Below are 18,851 nucleotides of genomic sequence, written 5' to 3'. Positions count from 1 at the left end.
CCGAAGTTGTTGGTTATCACCGACAGGCAGGTCTTCTGGCTTAGCGTCCTCCTCGCCCGTCCTTCCCAATCTTGCGATCAGTGGTCTTTACGGGGTCGTCAGCATCACAGCAGCGGGGGCTGCGGGGGATTTTCACCCCCTTCCCTACCACAAATGTGGCAAACCTGTTGGTTTACGTTATGGCTGTACGGCACACCCATAACGGCAATTAATAATGTGCTACGTTTTACATTTCTGTGAGCAATAACCTGAGCGGTTGCTCATCTGACGTTAATCTACTCATCCTTACCGGTATATTGACGATAAAACGTATCGACAAAGCGTAATAAAACTTATCTTTCCTGACACTGTACTTCATCACAAAAATAAAAACTGGTGCAGTTTATGCCCTAAATTTTATTATTTTGTTGCGCTATGACAATTTATTGTTACACCAGATAAATTTTCTTTCTGAAATGATTAAGATACAAAACACTATCAAAAATCGGCAATAGCAAAATATTGCTATTCATAACGATGGAGGATGAGAATTCTCATTTATCTGCTGGCGATAAGCCTGCGGCGTAACCTGATAGGTCTGGCGGAAGACTTTACAAAAATAGCTGGTTTGCGAAAAGCCTAAATTACGCGCAATACTGGCAATACTCCAGTCACTATAGCAAAGCAATTCTCTGGCGCTAACCATTCTCTGGCGGTTCACCCACGCATTAAATCCGATTCCCTGATATTTCTTGAATAGCTTACTGAAGTAATAGGGGCTGAGATAGACATGTGAGGCGACATCCTCAAGACGAAGATCGTCGGACAAATGCGCATCAATATAGCGAAGCGCTTTTTTCATTTTACTGTCATGCGGAGTGGGACCACGAGCGGCTTTATTTGCCTCCGATTGCTGCGGATTGTCTTTGATAACCACGAAATTGAGCTGTTTTTTCAGGCAATTCTCAACAATCAGTTTAAGGAGATCGGCGGAAGCGATAACGCGTGAATAGTCCATCTCTGGCACATTCCGAAATTCATTCAAGAGCTCAGGGTCAGCCTGCCAGCGATCGTCGACATTAAGAATGTTTACCAGCTCCACGTCATTACTTAAACGAACCTGCCCGCATAAAACAAAGCCAACTAAATGCCCTGCGATTACCAGCGGAATAGAAAAATCCGTTAGACCGGCATGACAACGATAAATACAGGGTTGATCGGACTTCGATGCCTCCAGTCCCCCGCAGCGATCGCTCATACGACAACGTGTACTATGCTGGGGATGCTGCCGCATCAACTGACAAAACGGCGTGAAATTGAATAGCTCAGATATTTCATCACCATGAATATTGACAACCACAACCGCCAGACCGGTGGCTTGTGCAAAATCCTGTGCGATTTTATTAATGAGTTCTGAGTTCAGAGCGCTCGCAGAAATCATGATAAAACCCCTCAGTTAATTTATTGTTATAAACAAAACACATTATTTACATTCACTTTTTATTAGCATTATCCTGGCCCTGATAAAAAGTACAATGACAATATCAAAAGTCTCCCATTGCTGGGAGACGTTTTGATCAGTTCGTGAAAGCAGATCACGAAATTATCTCACCTGTTTTTACGATACATCATTGCTGTGAATCTGGTTCGCATTTTCTTACAGTTCACAGCGGTTACAAGGTAAATTCTTACCAATAAAATAGCGATATATGGCTGCTCCGGCACAGGCGCCGATAACAGGCGCGACAATCGGCACGATAAAATAAGGGATCTCTCGCCCACCGCTCATCGCCATGTTCCCCCACCCCGCTAACCATGTGAACAGTTTGGGACCGAAATCACGCGCCGGATTCATTGCAAAACCGGTAAGAGGTCCAGTAGACGCGCCGATAACGGCAACCAGTATCCCAATAAGCAAAGGTGCAAGCGGCCCTTTAGGAATGCCATTGCCATCATCCGTCAATGCCATGATCATGCCCATCAGAATCGAGGTAATGACCACTTCCACCAACGCAGCCTGCCATATATTTAGCGCTGCGGCCGGATAGGTACTGAAAATGCTGGCTAATTGCAAACTTTCGACGCTACCGCGCACCATATGATGCGCAGTCTCAAATTCAGTAAAAAGGCTACTATAAAGCACATACGCCAGCAGAGCGCCGCCAAAAGCGCCGGCAAACTGGGCAATAATATAAGGCAATACTTTCTGTTTGGGGAAGCAGGCAAACAGCCACAGCGCAATCGTCACCGCAGGGTTAAGATGTCCGCCGGAGATGCCGGCCGTAAGGTAAACGGCCAGTGAAATCCCAAGCCCCCAAATAATGCAAATCTCCCATAATCCGAGGCTGGCGCCTGCGACTTTGAGCGCGCTCAAACAACCGATACCAAAAAACAAAAAGAGTCCGGTGCCTAAAAATTCCGCACCACATTGCGCCTTTAGAGAATCATTCATGTGACACCTTCTGAGCAAAGTTCGTGTCCTGGCCAGCGCAAGTTTCGGCTGGCGGTAGTGTACAGCTAACCTCACTATAAAAAGTGCCGCCTGTAAATTGTTGGCAACCTGCGGGCCTGCCTTCCGGAAAAATCGTGTTGCGATAGCAAAATTTTGCTTTTCCGATATTTTTATCAGCCCATCACACGGGAAATTTGAGCTATAAAATACGCCTGTGGAAATAATAAAATATTGCACAAGCCAACTTATCAATTTCGAATAAACATCACATTTTGCGTCTTTCGCCATATCAAATAAAAATACTCTCGTCACTAACAAAAATGTAAAAATGAAATAATAAAAACAAAATAATCATATAGACAATAATAAATTAAATATTGATTATCAATGAGTTATAAAAATAAAAGGCAATTTAGTCATATTGCTTTCTCATTATTTTCTGATGCTCAACAGCAAGTCAGCCATTCTTTTTCCTCGCATCTTCTTATAGTCCCAACTATCGGAACACTCCATGCGAGGTCTTTATGCAACAAGAAGCACTAGGAATGGTAGAAACCAAAGGCTTAACCGCAGCCATAGAGGCCGCTGATGCAATGGTTAAGTCAGCCAATGTGATGTTAGTGGGCTATGAAAAGATTGGCTCCGGGCTGGTAACCGTCATCGTGCGCGGCGATGTTGGCGCGGTCAAAGCGGCCACCGATGCAGGTGCCGCAGCCGCACGCAACGTGGGTGAAGTGAAAGCCGTACACGTCATCCCACGCCCTCACACCGATGTAGAAAAAATCTTACCGAAGGGAATTAGCCAATGAGCAGCAATGAGCTGGTGGAACAGATCATGGCGCAGGTGATTGCCCGTGTGGCAACGCCGGAACAACAGGCCATCCCTGGTCAACCCCAACCTATACGAGAGACGGCTATGGCAGAAAAAAGCTGCAGTTTAACGGAATTTGTCGGGACCGCCATTGGCGATACCCTGGGCCTGGTTATCGCCAACGTCGATACCGCCCTGCTGGACGCGATGAAGCTTGAGAAGCGCTATCGTTCCATCGGCATTCTCGGCGCCCGCACCGGCGCAGGCCCGCACATTATGGCGGCGGACGAAGCGGTGAAAGCCACCAACACCGAAGTGGTCAGCATTGAGCTGCCGCGCGATACCAAAGGCGGAGCGGGCCACGGTTCGCTGATTATTTTAGGCGGTAACGACGTGTCCGACGTCAAGCGCGGTATCGAAGTCGCGCTGAAAGAGCTGGACCGCACCTTCGGTGATGTTTACGGCAACGAAGCCGGGCATATCGAGCTGCAGTACACCGCTCGCGCCAGCTACGCGCTGGAAAAAGCGTTCGGCGCGCCGATTGGCCGTGCCTGCGGCGTCATCGTCGGCGCTCCGGCTTCCGTCGGCGTACTGATGGCCGATACCGCCCTGAAGTCAGCCAACGTTGAAGTCGTGGCGTACAGCTCTCCGGCGCACGGCACCAGCTTTAGTAACGAAGCCATTCTGGTGATTTCCGGCGACTCCGGCGCGGTCCGTCAGGCGGTGACCTCTGCACGCGAAATCGGCAAAACCGTCCTTGCGACCCTCGGTTCTGAACCGAAAAACGATCGCCCGTCCTACATCTGATACCCACGAGGCTGATTCATGAGATCGAAAAGATTTGAAGCACTGGCGAAACGCCCTGTGAATCAGGACGGCTTTGTTAAGGAGTGGATCGAAGAAGGCTTTATCGCAATGGAAAGCCCGAACGACCCGAAACCGTCGATTAAAATCGTTAACGGCGCGGTGACCGAGCTGGACGGAAAACCGGTTAGCGAATTCGACCTGATCGACCACTTTATCGCCCGCTACGGCATCAACCTGAACCGCGCCGAAGAAGTGATGGCGATGGATTCGGTCAAGCTTGCCAATATGCTGTGCGATCCTAACGTCAAGCGCAGCGAAATCGTTCCGCTGACCACCGCCATGACCCCGGCGAAAATTGTTGAAGTGGTTTCGCATATGAACGTGGTTGAGATGATGATGGCGATGCAGAAAATGCGCGCCCGCCGCACTCCATCTCAGCAGGCGCACGTCACCAACGTCAAGGATAACCCTGTGCAAATTGCCGCCGATGCCGCCGAAGGCGCATGGCGCGGGTTTGACGAACAAGAAACCACGGTTGCGGTAGCACGCTACGCGCCGTTCAACGCCATCGCGCTGTTGGTCGGCTCTCAGGTTGGTCGTCCGGGCGTACTGACGCAGTGCTCACTGGAAGAAGCCACCGAGCTGAAGCTCGGCATGCTGGGCCACACCTGCTACGCCGAAACCATTTCCGTTTACGGCACCGAGCCGGTCTTCACCGACGGTGACGATACGCCATGGTCGAAAGGCTTCTTAGCCTCTTCCTACGCCTCTCGCGGCCTGAAAATGCGCTTCACCTCCGGCTCCGGCTCAGAAGTGCAGATGGGCTACGCCGAAGGCAAATCCATGCTGTATCTGGAAGCGCGCTGCATCTATATCACCAAAGCGGCTGGCGTTCAGGGGCTGCAAAACGGCTCCGTAAGCTGCATCGGCGTACCGTCTGCCGTGCCGTCAGGCATTCGTGCCGTGCTGGCGGAAAACCTGATCTGCTCTTCGCTGGATCTGGAATGCGCCTCCAGTAACGACCAGACCTTCACCCACTCCGATATGCGTCGTACCGCGCGCCTGCTGATGCAGTTCCTGCCGGGTACCGACTTTATCTCCTCTGGTTATTCCGCGGTGCCGAACTACGACAACATGTTCGCCGGTTCCAACGAAGATGCGGAAGACTTTGACGACTACAACGTTATCCAGCGCGACCTGAAAGTGGACGGCGGTCTGCGCCCGGTTCGTGAAGAGGACGTTATCGCCATCCGTAACAAAGCCGCCCGCGCGCTACAGGCCGTGTTTGCCGGAATGGGACTGCCGCCGATTACCGATGAAGAAGTTGAAGCCGCGACCTATGCCCACGGTTCGAAAGATATGCCGGAGCGCAACATCGTCGAAGACATCAAGTTCGCCCAGGAAATCATCAATAAAAACCGCAACGGTCTGGAAGTTGTGAAAGCGCTGGCGCAGGGCGGGTTTACCGACGTGGCCCAGGACATGCTCAACATCCAGAAAGCCAAGCTAACCGGCGACTATTTGCACACCTCCGCCATTATCGTCGGCGACGGACAAGTGCTCTCTGCGGTTAATGACGTCAATGACTATGCCGGTCCGGCAACAGGTTATCGCCTGCAGGGAGAACGCTGGGAAGAGATTAAAAACATCCCTGGCGCTCTTGATCCCAACGAGATTGATTAAGGGGTGAGAAATGGAAATTAATGAAAAATTGCTGCGCCAGATAATTGAAGACGTGCTCCGCGATATGAAGGGCAGCGATAAACCCGTCTCGTTTAATGCGCCTGCGGCATCCACAGCACCACAGACCGCTGCGCCTGCGGGCGACGGCTTTCTGACCGAAGTGGGCGAAGCGCGCCAGGGTACTCAGCAGGACGAAGTCATTATCGCCGTCGGCCCGGCATTTGGCCTGGCGCAAACCGTCAATATCGTGGGCTTACCGCATAAGAGCATTCTGCGCGAAGTCATTGCCGGTATTGAAGAAGAAGGCATCAAGGCGCGCGTGATTCGCTGCTTTAAATCTTCCGACGTGGCGTTCGTCGCCGTTGAAGGTAACCGCCTGAGCGGATCCGGCATCTCCATCGGCATCCAGTCGAAAGGTACTACGGTTATCCACCAGCAGGGGCTACCGCCGCTCTCCAACCTGGAGCTGTTCCCGCAGGCACCGCTGCTGACGCTGGAAACCTACCGTCAGATTGGTAAAAACGCCGCCCGTTATGCGAAACGCGAATCACCGCAGCCGGTCCCTACGCTCAATGACCAGATGGCACGCCCGAAGTACCAGGCAAAGTCGGCCATTTTGCACATTAAAGAGACCAAGTACGTCGTGACGGGCAAAAACCCGCAGGAACTGCGCGTGGCGCTTTGATAAAGGATAACTCCATGAATACCGACGCAATTGAATCGATGGTCCGGGACGTATTGAGCCGCATGAACAGCCTGCAGGGCGATGCGCCAGCAGCGGCTCCTGCGGCAGGCGGCACGTCCCGCAGCGCAAAGGTCAGCGACTACCCGCTGGCGAACAAGCACCCGGAATGGGTGAAAACCGCCACCAATAAAACGCTGGACGACTTTACGCTAGAAAACGTGCTGAGCAATAAAGTCACCGCTCAGGATATGCGTATTACCCCGGAAACCCTGCGCTTACAGGCGTCTATCGCCAAGGACGCGGGCCGCGACCGGCTGGCGATGAACTTCGAACGCGCCGCCGAACTGACCGCGGTACCGGACGATCGCATTCTTGAAATCTACAACGCCCTTCGTCCGTATCGTTCAACGAAAGAAGAGCTGCTCGCTATCGCCGATGATCTCGAAAATCGTTATCAGGCAAAGATTTGCGCAGCTTTCGTTCGTGAAGCGGCAGGGCTGTACGTTGAGCGTAAAAAACTCAAAGGCGACGATTAATTACAGGGGTATGTGATGCGATATATAGCTGGCATTGATATCGGCAACTCATCAACGGAAGTCGCCCTGGCGACTCTGAATGAGGCTGGCGCGCTGACAATCACCCACAGCGCGCTGGCGGAAACCACCGGGATCAAAGGCACGTTGCGTAACGTGTTCGGCATTCAGGAAGCGCTCGCCCTCGTCGCAAAGCGCGCGGGGATCAATGTCAGCGATATTTCGCTCATCCGCATTAACGAAGCCACGCCGGTGATTGGCGATGTGGCGATGGAAACCATTACCGAAACCATCATCACCGAATCGACAATGATTGGCCATAACCCAAAAACGCCGGGCGGAGTAGGCCTTGGTGTGGGTATCACGATTACGCCGGAGGAGCTGTTAACCCGCCCGGCGGACTCGTCCTATATTCTGGTGGTATCGTCAGCCTTTGATTTTGCCGATATCGCCAATGTTATCAACGCCTCAATGCGCGCCGGATACCAGATTACCGGCGTCATTTTGCAGCGCGACGATGGCGTACTGGTCAGCAACCGGCTGGAAAAATCGCTACCGATTGTCGATGAAGTTCTGTACATCGACCGCATTCCGCTGGGGATGCTGGCGGCGATTGAAGTCGCCGTGCCGGGAAAGGTTATCGAAACCCTCTCTAACCCTTACGGCATCGCCACCGTATTTAATCTCAACGCCGATGAGACGAAAAACATCGTCCCGATGGCGCGCGCGCTGATCGGCAACCGTTCCGCCGTGGTGGTTAAAACGCCATCCGGCGACGTCAAAGCGCGCGCAATACCCGCCGGTAACCTGGAACTGCAGGCGCAGGGCCGAACCGTGCGCGTGGATGTCGCCGCCGGTGCCGAAGCCATCATGAAAGCAGTGGACGGCAGCGGTAAGCTCGACAACGTCACCGGCGAGGCCGGGACCAATATCGGCGGCATGCTGGAGCACGTGCGCCAGACCATGGCCGAACTGACCAACAAGCCGAGCAGTGAGATTTTCATTCAGGATCTACTGGCCGTTGACACCTCGGTTCCGGTGAGCGTCACCGGCGGTCTGGCCGGGGAGTTCTCGCTGGAGCAGGCCGTCGGCATCGCCTCGATGGTGAAATCAGACCGCCTGCAGATGGCGATGATTGCCCGTGAAATTGAGCAGAAGCTTAATATCGACGTGCAGATCGGCGGCGCTGAGGCTGAAGCCGCCATTCTGGGCGCGCTGACCACGCCGGGTACCACCCGACCGCTGGCGATCCTCGACCTCGGCGCGGGCTCCACTGATGCCTCCATCATCAACCCTAAAGGTGAAATCATCGCCACCCATCTCGCCGGGGCAGGCGACATGGTCACGATGATTATTGCCCGCGAACTGGGGCTGGAAGACCGCTATCTGGCGGAAGAGATCAAAAAATACCCGCTGGCTAAGGTCGAAAGCCTGTTCCACTTACGCCACGAGGACGGCAGCGTCCAGTTCTTCCCGACGCCGCTGCCTCCCGCCGTGTTCGCCCGCGTCTGCGTGGTGAAACCGGACGAACTGGTGCCGCTTCCCGGCGACTTAGCGCTGGAAAAAGTGCGCGCCATTCGCCGCAGCGCCAAAGAGCGCGTCTTTGTCACCAACGCCCTGCGCGCGCTGCGCCAGGTCAGTCCAACCGGCAACATTCGCGATATTCCGTTCGTGGTGCTGGTCGGCGGCTCGTCGCTGGATTTCGAAGTTCCGCAGCTGGTCACCGATGCGCTGGCGCACTACCGCCTGGTCGCCGGGCGAGGAAATATTCGCGGCAGCGAAGGCCCAAGAAACGCGGTGGCCACAGGCCTGATTCTCTCCTGGCACAAGGAGTTTGCGCATGGACAGTAATCACAGCGCCCCGGCTATCGTCATTACCGTTATCAACGACTGCGCCAGCCTCTGGCACGAAGTGCTGCTGGGTATCGAAGAGGAAGGCATCCCTTTCCTGCTTCAGCATCACCCGGCTGGAGATGTCGTTGACAGCGCCTGGCAGGCGGCGCGCAGCTCGCCGCTGCTGGTTGGCATTGCCTGCGATCGACACTCGCTGGTCGTGCATTACAAGAATTTACCCGCATCGGCGCCGCTTTTTACGCTGATGCATCATCAGGACAGTCAGGCCCAACGCAACACCGGTAATAACGCGGCACGGCTGGTCAAAGGGATCCCTTTTCGGGATCTCCATGCTTAATCACAGGAGAACGGCAGTATGAATAACGCACTGGGACTGGTTGAAACAAAAGGGCTGGTCGGCGCCATTGAAGCCGCCGATGCAATGGTTAAATCCGCCAACGTACAGCTGGTGGGCTACGAAAAAATTGGTTCTGGCCTGGTTACCGTCATGGTTCGCGGCGACGTCGGCGCGGTTAAAGCAGCCGTAGATGCAGGCAGCGCGGCGGCAAGCGTAGTGGGTGAAGTGAAATCCTGCCACGTTATCCCGCGTCCGCACAGCGATGTTGAGGCCATTTTACCGAAATCAGCCTAATCGATGGCAAATAAGGAGCACCGCGTGAAGCAATCACTGGGATTACTTGAAGTTTGTGGTCTGGCACTGGCTATCAGCTGCGCCGATATCATGGCGAAATCCGCTTCTATCACGCTGCTCGCCCTCGAAAAGACCAATGGTTCAGGCTGGATGGTGATTAAAATTACCGGTGATGTGGCCTCCGTTCAGGCGGCTATCACCACCGGTACGCATTTCGCCGAACAGCGGAATGGCCTGGTGGCCCACAAGGTTATCGCCAGGCCCGGAGAAGGGATCCTGCTCGCAGAGACACCCCCACCCTCCGTCATTGAACCTGAGCCTGAAGCGTCAGAGATAGCTGATGTCGTTTCTGAAGCGCCAGCAGAAGAGGCCCCGCAGGAATCAGAACTGGTCAGTTGCAACCTGTGTCTGGATCCAAAATGTCCTCGCCAGAAGGGCGAACCTCGCACGCTTTGCATTCATCCCGGTAAGCGAGGTGAAGCGTAATGGATAAAGAGCTTCTGCAATCAACGGTCAGTAAAGTTCTTGATGAGATGCGCCAGCGGCCTATCCCGCTGGGCGTCTCAAACCGTCATATCCACCTGTCCGCACAGGATTATGAGCGGCTGTTTCCCGGCCATCCCATCAGCGAGAAAAAAGCGCTGCTGCAGCCGGGACAATACGCCGCGGAGCAAACCGTCACCCTGGTAGGACCGAAAGGGCAGCTCAAAAATGTGCGCCTGCTCGGCCCGCTGCGCTCGGTAAGCCAGGTGGAAATTTCGCGTACCGATGCGAGAACGCTGGGGATTGCCGCGCCGCTGAGAATGTCCGGCAACCTGAAGGGGACGCCGGGCATCCGCCTGGTCAGCCCCTTTGCCGAACTGGAGCTACCTTCCGGGGTTATCGTCGCGCAGCGGCATATCCATATGTCGCCGCTTGATGCGCTGATCCTGCGGGTTTCCCACGGCGATATGGTTTCAGTGGCGATTGAAGGCGACGATCGCGGGCTGATTTTCAACAACGTGGCGATTCGCGTTTCACCGGACATGCGCCTCGAAATGCACATTGATACCGATGAAGCCAACGCCGCTGGTGCCGATAACCCGCAGGCCTTTGCCCGGCTGGTAGGCCCGCGATGAACGGCGAAACCCTGCAGCGCATTGTCGAGGAGATTGTCTCCCGGCTGCAGCGCCGTGCCCAGAGCACGGCGACGCTGAGCGTTACGCAACTTCGCGATGCCGACTGTCCAGCGCTGTTCTGTCAGCACGCGTCGCTACGCATCCTGCTCGTCGACCTGCCGCTGCTGGGTCAGCTTGCGGATGCAGAAACCGACGATGCCGCCGCCCGGAAAATTCACGACGCGCTGGCGTTTGGCATCCGCGTACAGCTCAGCCTGCACAGCCAGTTGCTGCCGGTTATCCCGGTAAAAAAACTGGCTCGTCTGCCGCTGGTATTCACCGACGAGCACGGACTGCCGCTGGTTCTGCATGCGGGTTCGGTGCTGAGCTATCGCGATGTCGCGCTGCTAAGCCGGGGGCGTCTGGTTGTCCACCGCAAATGCATCGTGACCGCCATGGCGCGTGACGCGGCCAATGCGCGGAATATTCAATTAATTAAGCAGGAGTAAATCATGCATCTGGCACGAGTCACGGGCGCGGTTGTCTCCACGCAAAAATCACCTTCTTTGATTGGGAAAAAGCTGCTGCTGGTGCGTCGGGTCAGCGCCGATGGCGAACTCCCCGCCTCGCCCACCTCTGGCGATGAAGTGGCCGTGGACTCCGTCGGCGCGGGCGTCGGCGAACTGGTTTTGCTCAGCGGCGGCTCCAGCGCCAGGCACGTTTTTTCCGGGCCAAATGAGGCCATCGACCTCGCCGTTGTCGGCATTGTAGATACGCTTTCGCGTTAAGGGGCGGTTATGGCGATTTATACCCGAACAGGTGACGCTGGCACCACATCACTGTTTACCGGCCAGCGGGTGAGCAAAACCCACCCGCGGGTTGAAGCCTACGGCACGCTGGATGAGCTGAACGCCGCGCTGAGCCTGTGCGCCTGCGCCGCTGCGGATGAAAATCACCGCACCTTACTCGAGGCCATCCAGCAGCAACTTTTTTGGTTTAGCGCAGAGCTGGCCAGCGACAGCGAGCAGCCGTCGTCCAAACAGCGCTACATCAGCAGCGAAGAGATTTCGGCTCTGGAAGCCGCTATCGATCGGGCAATGGCCCGCGTCGAACCGCTGCACAGCTTTATTTTACCCGGACGCTGCGAAGCCGCGAGCCGCTTACATTTTGCCCGCACGCTGGCGCGCCGCGCCGAACGCCGTCTGGTTGAACTGGCAACTGAAGTCAACGTACGCCAGGTGCTGATGCGCTACATCAACCGCTTATCGGACTGCCTGTACGCCCTGGCCCGCGCGGAAGATAGCGATGCGCACCAGGCCAACATCATCCGTGAAGTTAGCAAGCGCTATCTGGCTGCCAGCCAGCCGACCCGCAGCAAGGAGACAACGCCCGTGGCCCTCTCATTCCACGATCTGCACCAGCTCACCCGCGCCGCCGTTGAACGCGCGCAGCAACTGCAGGTTCCGGTAGTCGTCAGCATCGTTGACGCGCACGGTACGGAAACTGTGACCTGGCGGATGCCGGACGCCCTGCTGGTCAGCAGCGAACTGGCACCGAAAAAGGCATGGACCGCAGTGGCAATGAAAACGGCGACCCATGAGCTGAGCGATGTTGTTCAGCCAGGCGCGGCGCTTTATGGCCTGGAAAGTCATTTACAGGGAAAAGTGGTCACCTTTGGCGGCGGTTACGCCCTGTGGCGCGACGGCATATTAATTGGGGGTCTTGGCATCAGCGGCGGCAGCGTTGAGCAGGACATGGATATAGCACAGACCGCCATCGCGGCTATTAACGTGGGAACTCATCAATGAATACTTCTGAACTCGAAACCCTGATTCGCACCATTCTTAGCGAGCAATTAACAACGCCGGCGCAAACTACGGCCCAGCCTCAGGGCAAAGGGATTTTCCAGTCCGTGAGCGAGGCCATCGATGCCGCGCACCAGGCGTTCTTACGTTATCAGCAGTGCCCGCTAAAAACCCGCAGCGCCATTATCAGCGCGATGCGTCAGGAGCTGACGCCGCTGCTGGCGACCCTGGCGGAAGAGAGCGCCAATGAAACGGGGATGGGCAACAAAGAAGATAAATTCCTAAAAAACAAGGCTGCGCTGGACAACACGCCGGGCGTAGAAGACCTCACCACCACCGCGCTGACCGGTGACGGCGGCATGGTACTCTTTGAATACTCGCCGTTTGGCGTCATCGGTTCAGTCGCCCCAAGCACCAACCCGACGGAAACCATCATCAATAACAGCATCAGCATGTTAGCTGCGGGCAACAGCGTCTACTTTAGCCCGCATCCGGGCGCGAAAAAGGTCTCTCTGAAGCTGATTAGCCTGATTGAAGAGATTGCCTTCCGCTGCTGCGGCATCCGCAATCTGGTGGTGACTGTAGCTGAACCCACCTTCGAAGCGACCCAGCAGATGATGGCCCACCCGCGAATCGCAGTACTGGCCATTACCGGCGGCCCGGGCATTGTGGCAATGGGCATGAAGAGCGGTAAGAAGGTGATTGGCGCTGGCGCGGGTAACCCGCCCTGCATCGTCGATGAAACAGCGGACCTGGTGAAAGCGGCAGAAGATATCATCAACGGCGCGTCATTCGATTATAACCTGCCCTGCATTGCCGAGAAGAGCCTGATCGTAGTGGAGAGCGTCGCCGAGCGTCTGGTGCAGCAAATGCAAACCTTCGGCGCGCTGTTGCTAAGCCCTGCCGATACCGACAAACTCCGCGCCGCCTGCCTGCCTGAAGGCCAGGCGAATAAAAAACTGGTCGGCAAGAGCCCATCGGCCATGCTGGAAGCCGCCGGGATCGCTGTCCCTGCAAAAGCGCCGCGTCTGCTGATTGCCGTTGTCAACGCCGACGATACGTGGGTCACCAGTGAACAGCTGATGCCGATGCTGCCGGTGGTAAAAGTCAGCGATTTCGATAGCGCGCTGGCGCTGGCCCTGAAGGTTGAAGAGGGGCTACATCATACCGCCATTATGCACTCGCAGAACGTGTCGCGCCTGAACCTCGCGGCCCGCACGCTGCAAACCTCGATATTCGTCAAAAACGGCCCCTCTTATGCCGGGATCGGCGTCGGCGGCGAAGGCTTTACCACCTTCACTATCGCCACGCCAACCGGTGAAGGGACCACGTCAGCGCGTACTTTTGCCCGCTCCCGGCGCTGCGTGCTGACCAACGGCTTTTCTATTCGCTAACCGAGGTCGCGATGAATACCTTCTCACTACAAACGCGGTTGTACAGCGGTCAGGGCAGCCTGGCGGTGCTCAAGCGCTTTACCAATAAGCACATCTGGATAATCTGCGATGGTTTTCTGGCGCGCTCTCCGCTGCTGGATACCCTGCGTAACGCGCTGCCCGCAGATAACCGCATCAGCGTCTTTAGCGAGATAACGCCGGACCCCACCATCCACACAGTGGTTCAGGGCATTGCGCTAATGCAGACCCTGCAGCCGCAGGTGGTGATCGGTTTTGGCGGCGGCTCAGCAATGGACGCGGCGAAAGCGATTGTCTGGTTTAGCCAGCAGAGCGGGATCAACATCGAAACCTGCGTGGCGATCCCGACCACCAGCGGCACCGGCTCGGAAGTGACCAGCGCCTGCGTAATTAGCGACCCGGATAAAGGCATCAAGTATCCGCTGTTCAACAATACGCTGTATCCGGATATGGCGATCCTCGACCCGGAGTTGGTGGTCAGCGTACCGCCGCAGATTACCGCCAACACCGGTATGGACGTGCTGACCCACGCCCTGGAGGCTTGGGTGTCACCGCACGCCAGCGACTTTACCGACGCGCTGGCGGAAAAAGCCGCCAAACTGGTGTTCCAGTATCTGCCCACGGCAGTGGAAAAAGGCGACTGCGTGGCGACGCGCGGGAAAATGCACAATGCTTCAACGCTGGCGGGGATGGCATTCAGCCAGGCGGGACTGGGTCTTAACCACGCGATAGCCCACCAGCTCGGCGGACAGTTTCATCTGCCGCACGGGCTGGCCAATGCGCTGCTGCTCACGACGGTGATCCGCTTTAACGCGGGTGACCCGCGCGCCGCCAAACGCTACGCGCGGCTGGCCAAAGTCTGCGGTTTTTGCCCGGCAGAAGCCAATGACGTTGCGGCGATCAATGCGCTGATTCAGCAAATCGAACTGCTTAAGCAACGCTGTGCCCTTCCCTCACTGGCCGTTGCGCTTAAAGAAGGAAGATCCGACTTTTCCGCACGCATTCCGGCGATGGTGCAGGCTGCGCTGGCTGACGTTACGCTGCGCACTAACCCGCGCCCGGCCAATGCCGAAGCCATTCAGGAACTGCTGGAGGAACTGCTATGAGTACCGCCGTCAACGTCGTTGAAATGTCTCATAGCGCTGATGAAATTCGCGAGCGCGTCCGCGCAGCGGGCGTTGTCGGCGCGGGCGGCGCAGGTTTTCCCGCTCACGTCAAACTACAGGCGCAGGTAGAGATTTTTCTGGTGAACGCCGCCGAGTGTGAACCGATGCTCAAAGTTGACCAGCAACTGATGTGGCAGCAGGCCGCGCGTCTTGTTCGCGGCGTGCAGTACGCGATGACGGCAACCGGCGCGCGCGAAGGGGTGATAGCCCTGAAAGAAAAATACCGCCGGGCCATCGACGCCCTCACCCCACTGCTGCCAGACGGTATCCGCCTGCATATCCTGCCGGATGTATATCCGGCGGGCGATGAGGTGCTGACTATCTGGATGGCAACCGGCCGCCGGGTCGCCCCGGCTGCGCTACCGGCCAGCGTCGGCGTGGTCGTCAATAACGTGCAAACGGTGCTGAATATTGCCCGGGCGGTCGAGCAGCAGTTTCCGGTCACTCGTCGCACGTTGACCGTAAACGGCGCGGTCGCCAGACCGTTGACCGTTACCGTTCCTATCGGCATGTCACTGCATGAAGTGCTGGCGCTGGCGGGCGGCGCAACGGTCGACGACCCTGGTTTTATTAACGGCGGCCCGATGATGGGTGGCCTGATTACCTCTCTTGATAACCCGGTGACGAAAACTACCGGCGGCCTGCTGGTGCTCCCCAAAAGCCATCTGCTTATCCAGCGGAGAATGCAGGACGAGCGCACGGTGCTTTCCGTCGCGCGCACCGTCTGCGAACAGTGCCGACTGTGTACCGATCTCTGTCCGCGACACCTGATCGGCCACGAACTCTCTCCGCACCTGCTGGTGCGGGCGTTGAACTTTCACCAGGCCGCCACGCCGCAGTTGCTGCTGAGCGCCCTTACCTGCTCGGAATGCAACATTTGTGAAAGCGTGGCCTGCCCGGTGGGGATCTCGCCGATGCGCATCAATCGCATGTTAAAACGCGAGCTGCGGGCGCAAAACCAGCGCTACGTAGGGCCGCTGAATCCGACCGACGAAATGGCGAAATATCGCCTGGTGCCGGTGAAGCGGCTGATCGCCAAACTGGGACTAAGCCCCTGGTACCAGGAAGCTCCGCTGGTTGAAGAAGAGCCGTCAGTAGAAAAAGTCACTTTGCAGCTGCGCCAGCATATTGGTGCCAGCGCAGTACCGACTGTTGCCGTCGGCGAGCGCGTGACGCGCGGGCAATGCGTTGCCGATATCCCGCCTGGCGCGCTCGGCGCCCCCGTTCACGCCAGCATCGACGGCGTTGTATCGGCCATCAGCGAACAGGCCATCACGGTTGTAAGAGGTTAACCATGTCTCAGGCTATAGGAATTTTAGAACTCACCAGCATCGCCAAAGGCATGGAGCTTGGTGATGCCATGCTGAAAAGCGCCAACGTCGATCTGCTGGTCAGCAAGACCATCTGTCCGGGGAAGTTTTTACTGATGCTCGGCGGAGATATCGGCGCTGTCCAGCAGGCCATTGAAACCGGTACGTCGCAGGCCGGCGAGATGCTCGTCGACAGCCTGGTGCTGGCAAATATTCATCCCAGCGTACTTCCGGCCATCAGCGGCCTGAATAGCGTCGAGAAACTCCAGGCGGTCGGTATCGTCGAAACCTGGAGCGTGGCGGCCTGCATCAGCGCCGCAGACCGGGCGGTGAAAGGCTCAAACGTCACCCTGGTGCGGGTGCATATGGCCTTCGGCATCGGCGGTAAATGCTACATGGTGGTGGCGGGCGACGTTTCAGACGTCAATAACGCCGTGACGGTTGCCAGCGAAAGCGCGGGCGAGAAAGGGTTGCTGGTTTACCGTTCGGTGATCCCGCGCCCGCATGAAGCCATGTGGCGACAGATGGTGGAGGGATAATGGAAAGACAACCGACAACGGATCGCATGATTCAGGAATACGTGCCGGGGAAACAGGTCACTCTCGCGCACCTGATTGCTAATCCAGGGAAAGATCTCTTTAAGAAACTGGGCCTGCCGGATGCGGTCTCCGCCATTGGCATCCTTACCATCACGCCGAGCGAAGCATCGATTATCGCCTGCGATATCGCCACCAAATCCGGCGCGGTGGAAATTGGTTTTCTCGATCGCTTTACCGGTGCCGTGGTGCTGACCGGCGACGTTTCTGCTGTGGAATATGCCCTCAAGCAGGTGACGCGCACGCTGGGCGAGATGATGCAATTCACCACCTGTTCGATTACCCGGACGTAAGCCAATGAAGCGTTTGATGTTTATCGGCCCCAGCCAGTGCGGGAAAACCTCGCTGACCCAAAGCCTGCGCGGCGAAGCGCTCCATTATAAGAAAACCCAGGCCATTGAATGGTCGCCGATGGCCATCGACACGCCGGGCGAGTACCTGGAGAACCGCTGCCTGTATAGCGCCCTGCTGACCAGCGCCTGCGAGGCCGACGTTATCGCCCTGGTGTTAAATGCCGACGCCCAGTGGTCGCCCTTTTCTCCGGGGTTTACCGCCCCGATGAACCGACCGACGATTGGCCTGGTCACTAAGGCCGATCTGGCCGAGCCGCAGCGTATTTCGCTGGTTGCGGAATGGCTTACGCAGGCTGGCGCACAGCAGATTTTTATTACCAGCGCGCTGAATAACTCGGGTCTCGACGCCGTGCTGGATTTTCTGAATTCGAAGGAACCTTTATGTCTTACAAAATAATGGCCATTAACGCCGGCAGCTCATCGTTAAAATTCCAGCTGCTGGAGATGCCGCAGGGCGACATGCTCTGTCAGGGGCTGATTGAACGTATCGGTATGGCGGATGCGCAGGTGACAATTAAGACGCACAGCCAAAAATGGCAGGAAACCGTCCCCGTTGCCGATCATCGCGATGCGGTAACGCTGCTTCTGGAAAAGCTGCTGGGTTATCAAATCATTAACAGTCTGCGGGACATTGACGGGGTGGGCCATCGTGTGGCGCACGGCGGTGAGTTTTTTAAAGACTCGACGCTGGTCACGGATGAAACGTTAGCGCAAATCGAACGTCTTGCTGAACTGGCCCCGCTTCACAACCCGGTAAACGCGTTGGGTATTCACGTTTTTCGTCAACTGTTGCCTGATGCCCCTTCCGTAGCCGTGTTTGATACGGCATTTCACCAGACGCTGGATGAACCCGCCTATATTTACCCGCTTCCCTGGCATTATTATGCTGAACTGGGGATTCGCCGTTATGGCTTTCATGGCACCAGCCATAAGTATGTCAGCGGCGTTCTGGCGGAAAAGCTGGGCGTACCACTCAGCGCATTACGGGTGATTTGTTGTCATCTTGGAAACGGTAGCAGCATCTGCGCCATCAAGAACGGGCGTTCGGTCAATACGTCGATGGGCTTTACGCCGCAGTCAGGCGTGATGATGGGCACCCGTAGCGGAGATATTGATCCCTCTATTCTGCCGTGGATAGCCCAGCGCGAAAGCAAAACGCCGCAACAGTTGAATCAGTTATTAAATAATGAGTCAGGCTTGCTGGGCGTTTCTGGCGTGTCGTCTGATTACCGCGATGTCGAACAGGCAGCCAATACCGGTAACCGGCAGGCTAAACTCGCTCTCACTCTGTTTGCCGAACGCATTCGCGCCACCATTGGCAGCTATATTATGCAAATGGGAGGACTGGATGCGCTGGTATTCACTGGGGGCATTGGCGAGAACTCAGCGCGCGCCAGATCGGCGGTGTGCCATAATTTGCAATTTTTGGGCTTAGCCGTTGATGAAGAGAAAAATCAACGTAATGCGACATTTATCCAGACGGAGAACGCCCTGGTGAAAGTCGCCGTCATCAACACCAACGAAGAGTTAATGATCGCACAAGACGTTATGCGCATTGCGCTACCGGCCACGGAAGGGCTTTGTGTACCAGCCTGAGAGGGTCATACGACGCATTGCGGCAAGTCATGGTAATAACGCTTTTACCATGACACTATGCGCGCACACTATTCGTACCTG

Annotated in this window: 22 protein-coding genes and 1 riboswitch; of the genes, 20 read left to right on the top strand and 2 right to left on the bottom strand. The window is 56.2% G+C overall.

From position 1 onward, the window contains the following. Positions 1-7 precede the first annotated feature (7 nt). Positions 8-183: riboswitch (cobalamin riboswitch) on the bottom strand. Between the two features lie 325 nt (positions 184-508). Both pocR and pduF read right to left on the bottom strand, forming a co-directional pair. Beyond that, positions 509-1,420 (bottom strand): transcriptional regulator PocR, encoded by a 912-nt coding sequence (pocR, locus tag ACLD3P_RS08365; protein ID WP_023262640.1) that lies wholly within the window; start codon positions 1,418-1,420, stop codon positions 509-511. A 216-nt stretch (positions 1,421-1,636) separates the two neighbouring features. Then, positions 1,637-2,431, bottom strand: coding sequence for a propanediol diffusion facilitator PduF (gene pduF / locus ACLD3P_RS08360; protein ID WP_001645027.1), 795 nt, complete (start codon positions 2,429-2,431; stop codon positions 1,637-1,639). Positions 2,432-2,955: 524 nt separating this feature from the next. Between pduF and pduA the strand changes: the two genes are divergently transcribed. The 20 genes from pduA to pduW are packed head-to-tail and all read left to right on the top strand — an operon-like array spanning position 2,956 to position 18,770. Next, positions 2,956-3,240: a propanediol utilization microcompartment protein PduA gene (gene pduA / locus ACLD3P_RS08355; RefSeq protein WP_001183618.1), complete on the top strand. Its 285-nt coding sequence runs from the start codon at positions 2,956-2,958 to the stop codon at positions 3,238-3,240. Continuing rightward, a complete protein-coding gene (gene pduB / locus ACLD3P_RS08350) occupies positions 3,237-4,049 on the top strand; it encodes a propanediol utilization microcompartment protein PduB (RefSeq protein ID WP_000097500.1) in 813 nt (270 codons plus the stop codon). The genes pduA and pduB overlap by 4 nt, the downstream gene beginning before the upstream one ends. 18 nt (positions 4,050-4,067) lie before the next feature. Continuing rightward, entirely contained in the window at positions 4,068-5,732 is a 1,665-nt protein-coding gene (pduC, locus tag ACLD3P_RS08345) for a propanediol dehydratase large subunit PduC (protein ID WP_001256896.1), read from the top strand. A 10-nt stretch (positions 5,733-5,742) separates the two neighbouring features. Further along, positions 5,743-6,417 carry a propanediol dehydratase medium subunit PduD gene (pduD, locus tag ACLD3P_RS08340; RefSeq protein WP_000405048.1) on the top strand — a complete coding sequence of 225 codons (675 nt, stop codon included), beginning with the start codon at positions 5,743-5,745 and terminating at the stop codon, positions 6,415-6,417. Positions 6,418-6,431: 14 nt separating this feature from the next. Then, on the top strand, positions 6,432-6,953 hold the full coding sequence (pduE, locus tag ACLD3P_RS08335) for a propanediol dehydratase small subunit PduE (RefSeq protein ID WP_001090597.1): 522 nt from the start codon (positions 6,432-6,434) through the stop codon (positions 6,951-6,953). A gap of 15 nt (positions 6,954-6,968) precedes the next feature. Further along, positions 6,969-8,801: a propanediol dehydratase reactivase alpha subunit PduG gene (gene pduG, locus ACLD3P_RS08330; RefSeq protein ID WP_024798498.1), complete on the top strand. Its 1,833-nt coding sequence runs from the start codon at positions 6,969-6,971 to the stop codon at positions 8,799-8,801. Further along, positions 8,791-9,141: a propanediol dehydratase reactivase beta subunit PduH gene (pduH, locus tag ACLD3P_RS08325; protein WP_000377969.1), complete on the top strand. Its 351-nt coding sequence runs from the start codon at positions 8,791-8,793 to the stop codon at positions 9,139-9,141. The genes pduG and pduH overlap by 11 nt, the downstream gene beginning before the upstream one ends. Before the next feature lie 18 nt (positions 9,142-9,159). Further along, the gene (gene pduJ / locus ACLD3P_RS08320; protein WP_001057755.1) at positions 9,160-9,435 is read left to right on the top strand and encodes a propanediol utilization microcompartment protein PduJ; all 276 of its coding nucleotides are present in this window, start codon (positions 9,160-9,162) and stop codon (positions 9,433-9,435) included. Positions 9,436-9,438: 3 nt separating this feature from the next. After that, on the top strand, positions 9,439-9,921 hold the full coding sequence (gene pduK / locus ACLD3P_RS08315) for a propanediol utilization microcompartment protein PduK (protein ID WP_316970749.1): 483 nt from the start codon (positions 9,439-9,441) through the stop codon (positions 9,919-9,921). Further along, positions 9,921-10,553, top strand: coding sequence for a phosphate propanoyltransferase (locus ACLD3P_RS08310; protein WP_000356733.1), 633 nt, complete (start codon positions 9,921-9,923; stop codon positions 10,551-10,553). Before pduK ends, ACLD3P_RS08310 begins: the two co-directional genes overlap by 1 nt. After that, the gene (gene pduM / locus ACLD3P_RS08305) at positions 10,550-11,041 is read left to right on the top strand and encodes a propanediol utilization microcompartment protein PduM (RefSeq protein ID WP_001012965.1); all 492 of its coding nucleotides are present in this window, start codon (positions 10,550-10,552) and stop codon (positions 11,039-11,041) included. Before ACLD3P_RS08310 ends, pduM begins: the two co-directional genes overlap by 4 nt. 3 nt (positions 11,042-11,044) lie before the next feature. Then, positions 11,045-11,320: a propanediol utilization microcompartment protein PduN gene (gene pduN / locus ACLD3P_RS08300; protein ID WP_000549825.1), complete on the top strand. Its 276-nt coding sequence runs from the start codon at positions 11,045-11,047 to the stop codon at positions 11,318-11,320. 9 nt (positions 11,321-11,329) lie between these two features. Further along, complete coding sequence (gene pduO / locus ACLD3P_RS08295; RefSeq protein WP_411006586.1) at positions 11,330-12,340, top strand: two-domain cob(I)yrinic acid a,c-diamide adenosyltransferase PduO; 1,011 nt, start codon at positions 11,330-11,332, stop codon at positions 12,338-12,340. Then, positions 12,337-13,731 (top strand): CoA-acylating propionaldehyde dehydrogenase PduP, encoded by a 1,395-nt coding sequence (gene pduP, locus ACLD3P_RS08290; protein WP_303080824.1) that lies wholly within the window; start codon positions 12,337-12,339, stop codon positions 13,729-13,731. The genes pduO and pduP overlap by 4 nt, the downstream gene beginning before the upstream one ends. An 11-nt stretch (positions 13,732-13,742) precedes the next feature. Beyond that, positions 13,743-14,855, top strand: coding sequence for a 1-propanol dehydrogenase PduQ (gene pduQ / locus ACLD3P_RS08285; RefSeq protein WP_131046418.1), 1,113 nt, complete (start codon positions 13,743-13,745; stop codon positions 14,853-14,855). Continuing rightward, positions 14,852-16,207, top strand: a complete 1,356-nt coding sequence (gene pduS, locus ACLD3P_RS08280; RefSeq protein WP_411006585.1) for a cobalamin reductase PduS — start codon at positions 14,852-14,854, stop codon at positions 16,205-16,207. The genes pduQ and pduS overlap by 4 nt, the downstream gene beginning before the upstream one ends. 2 nt (positions 16,208-16,209) lie before the next feature. Continuing rightward, the gene (pduT, locus tag ACLD3P_RS08275) at positions 16,210-16,764 is read left to right on the top strand and encodes a propanediol utilization microcompartment protein PduT (RefSeq protein ID WP_024797355.1); all 555 of its coding nucleotides are present in this window, start codon (positions 16,210-16,212) and stop codon (positions 16,762-16,764) included. Continuing rightward, on the top strand, positions 16,764-17,114 hold the full coding sequence (pduU, locus tag ACLD3P_RS08270; RefSeq protein ID WP_000441100.1) for a propanediol utilization microcompartment protein PduU: 351 nt from the start codon (positions 16,764-16,766) through the stop codon (positions 17,112-17,114). Before pduT ends, pduU begins: the two co-directional genes overlap by 1 nt. Before the next feature lie 4 nt (positions 17,115-17,118). Beyond that, complete coding sequence (gene pduV, locus ACLD3P_RS08265; protein WP_000826277.1) at positions 17,119-17,571, top strand: propanediol utilization protein PduV; 453 nt, start codon at positions 17,119-17,121, stop codon at positions 17,569-17,571. After that, positions 17,556-18,770: a propanediol utilization propionate kinase PduW gene (gene pduW / locus ACLD3P_RS08260; protein WP_000120647.1), complete on the top strand. Its 1,215-nt coding sequence runs from the start codon at positions 17,556-17,558 to the stop codon at positions 18,768-18,770. The genes pduV and pduW overlap by 16 nt, the downstream gene beginning before the upstream one ends. Positions 18,771-18,851 lie beyond the last annotated feature (81 nt).

The organism is Salmonella sp. 741265073_HBA (assembly GCF_046569105.1).
Classification (GTDB): Bacteria; Pseudomonadota; Gammaproteobacteria; order Enterobacterales; family Enterobacteriaceae; genus Salmonella; species Salmonella enterica.
The sequence above is the reverse complement of the archived record's forward strand: the minus strand, read 5'-3'. Positions and strand labels throughout refer to the sequence as shown.

Excerpts from the sequence above, each read along its gene's own strand:
- pduW (WP_000120647.1), top strand. The coding sequence starts at position 17,556 with ATGTCTTACAAAATAATGGCCATTAACGCCGGCAGCTCATCGTTAAAA.
- pduF (WP_001645027.1), bottom strand. The coding sequence starts at position 2,431 with ATGAATGATTCTCTAAAGGCGCAATGTGGTGCGGAATTTTTAGGCACC.
- ACLD3P_RS08310 (WP_000356733.1), top strand. The coding sequence starts at position 9,921 with ATGGATAAAGAGCTTCTGCAATCAACGGTCAGTAAAGTTCTTGATGAG.
- pduC (WP_001256896.1), top strand. The coding sequence starts at position 4,068 with ATGAGATCGAAAAGATTTGAAGCACTGGCGAAACGCCCTGTGAATCAG.
- pduP (WP_303080824.1), top strand. The coding sequence starts at position 12,337 with ATGAATACTTCTGAACTCGAAACCCTGATTCGCACCATTCTTAGCGAG.
- pduJ (WP_001057755.1), top strand. The coding sequence starts at position 9,160 with ATGAATAACGCACTGGGACTGGTTGAAACAAAAGGGCTGGTCGGCGCC.
- pduD (WP_000405048.1), top strand. The coding sequence starts at position 5,743 with ATGGAAATTAATGAAAAATTGCTGCGCCAGATAATTGAAGACGTGCTC.
- pduV (WP_000826277.1), top strand. The coding sequence starts at position 17,119 with ATGAAGCGTTTGATGTTTATCGGCCCCAGCCAGTGCGGGAAAACCTCG.
- pduE (WP_001090597.1), top strand. The coding sequence starts at position 6,432 with ATGAATACCGACGCAATTGAATCGATGGTCCGGGACGTATTGAGCCGC.
- pduB (WP_000097500.1), top strand. The coding sequence starts at position 3,237 with ATGAGCAGCAATGAGCTGGTGGAACAGATCATGGCGCAGGTGATTGCC.
- pduK (WP_316970749.1), top strand. The coding sequence starts at position 9,439 with ATGGCAAATAAGGAGCACCGCGTGAAGCAATCACTGGGATTACTTGAA.
- pduG (WP_024798498.1), top strand. The coding sequence starts at position 6,969 with ATGCGATATATAGCTGGCATTGATATCGGCAACTCATCAACGGAAGTC.
- pduO (WP_411006586.1), top strand. The coding sequence starts at position 11,330 with ATGGCGATTTATACCCGAACAGGTGACGCTGGCACCACATCACTGTTT.
- pduQ (WP_131046418.1), top strand. The coding sequence starts at position 13,743 with ATGAATACCTTCTCACTACAAACGCGGTTGTACAGCGGTCAGGGCAGC.
- pduH (WP_000377969.1), top strand. The coding sequence starts at position 8,791 with ATGGACAGTAATCACAGCGCCCCGGCTATCGTCATTACCGTTATCAAC.
- pduM (WP_001012965.1), top strand. The coding sequence starts at position 10,550 with ATGAACGGCGAAACCCTGCAGCGCATTGTCGAGGAGATTGTCTCCCGG.
- pduU (WP_000441100.1), top strand. The coding sequence starts at position 16,764 with ATGGAAAGACAACCGACAACGGATCGCATGATTCAGGAATACGTGCCG.
- pocR (WP_023262640.1), bottom strand. The coding sequence starts at position 1,420 with ATGATTTCTGCGAGCGCTCTGAACTCAGAACTCATTAATAAAATCGCA.
- pduT (WP_024797355.1), top strand. The coding sequence starts at position 16,210 with ATGTCTCAGGCTATAGGAATTTTAGAACTCACCAGCATCGCCAAAGGC.
- pduA (WP_001183618.1), top strand. The coding sequence starts at position 2,956 with ATGCAACAAGAAGCACTAGGAATGGTAGAAACCAAAGGCTTAACCGCA.
- pduN (WP_000549825.1), top strand. The coding sequence starts at position 11,045 with ATGCATCTGGCACGAGTCACGGGCGCGGTTGTCTCCACGCAAAAATCA.
- pduS (WP_411006585.1), top strand. The coding sequence starts at position 14,852 with ATGAGTACCGCCGTCAACGTCGTTGAAATGTCTCATAGCGCTGATGAA.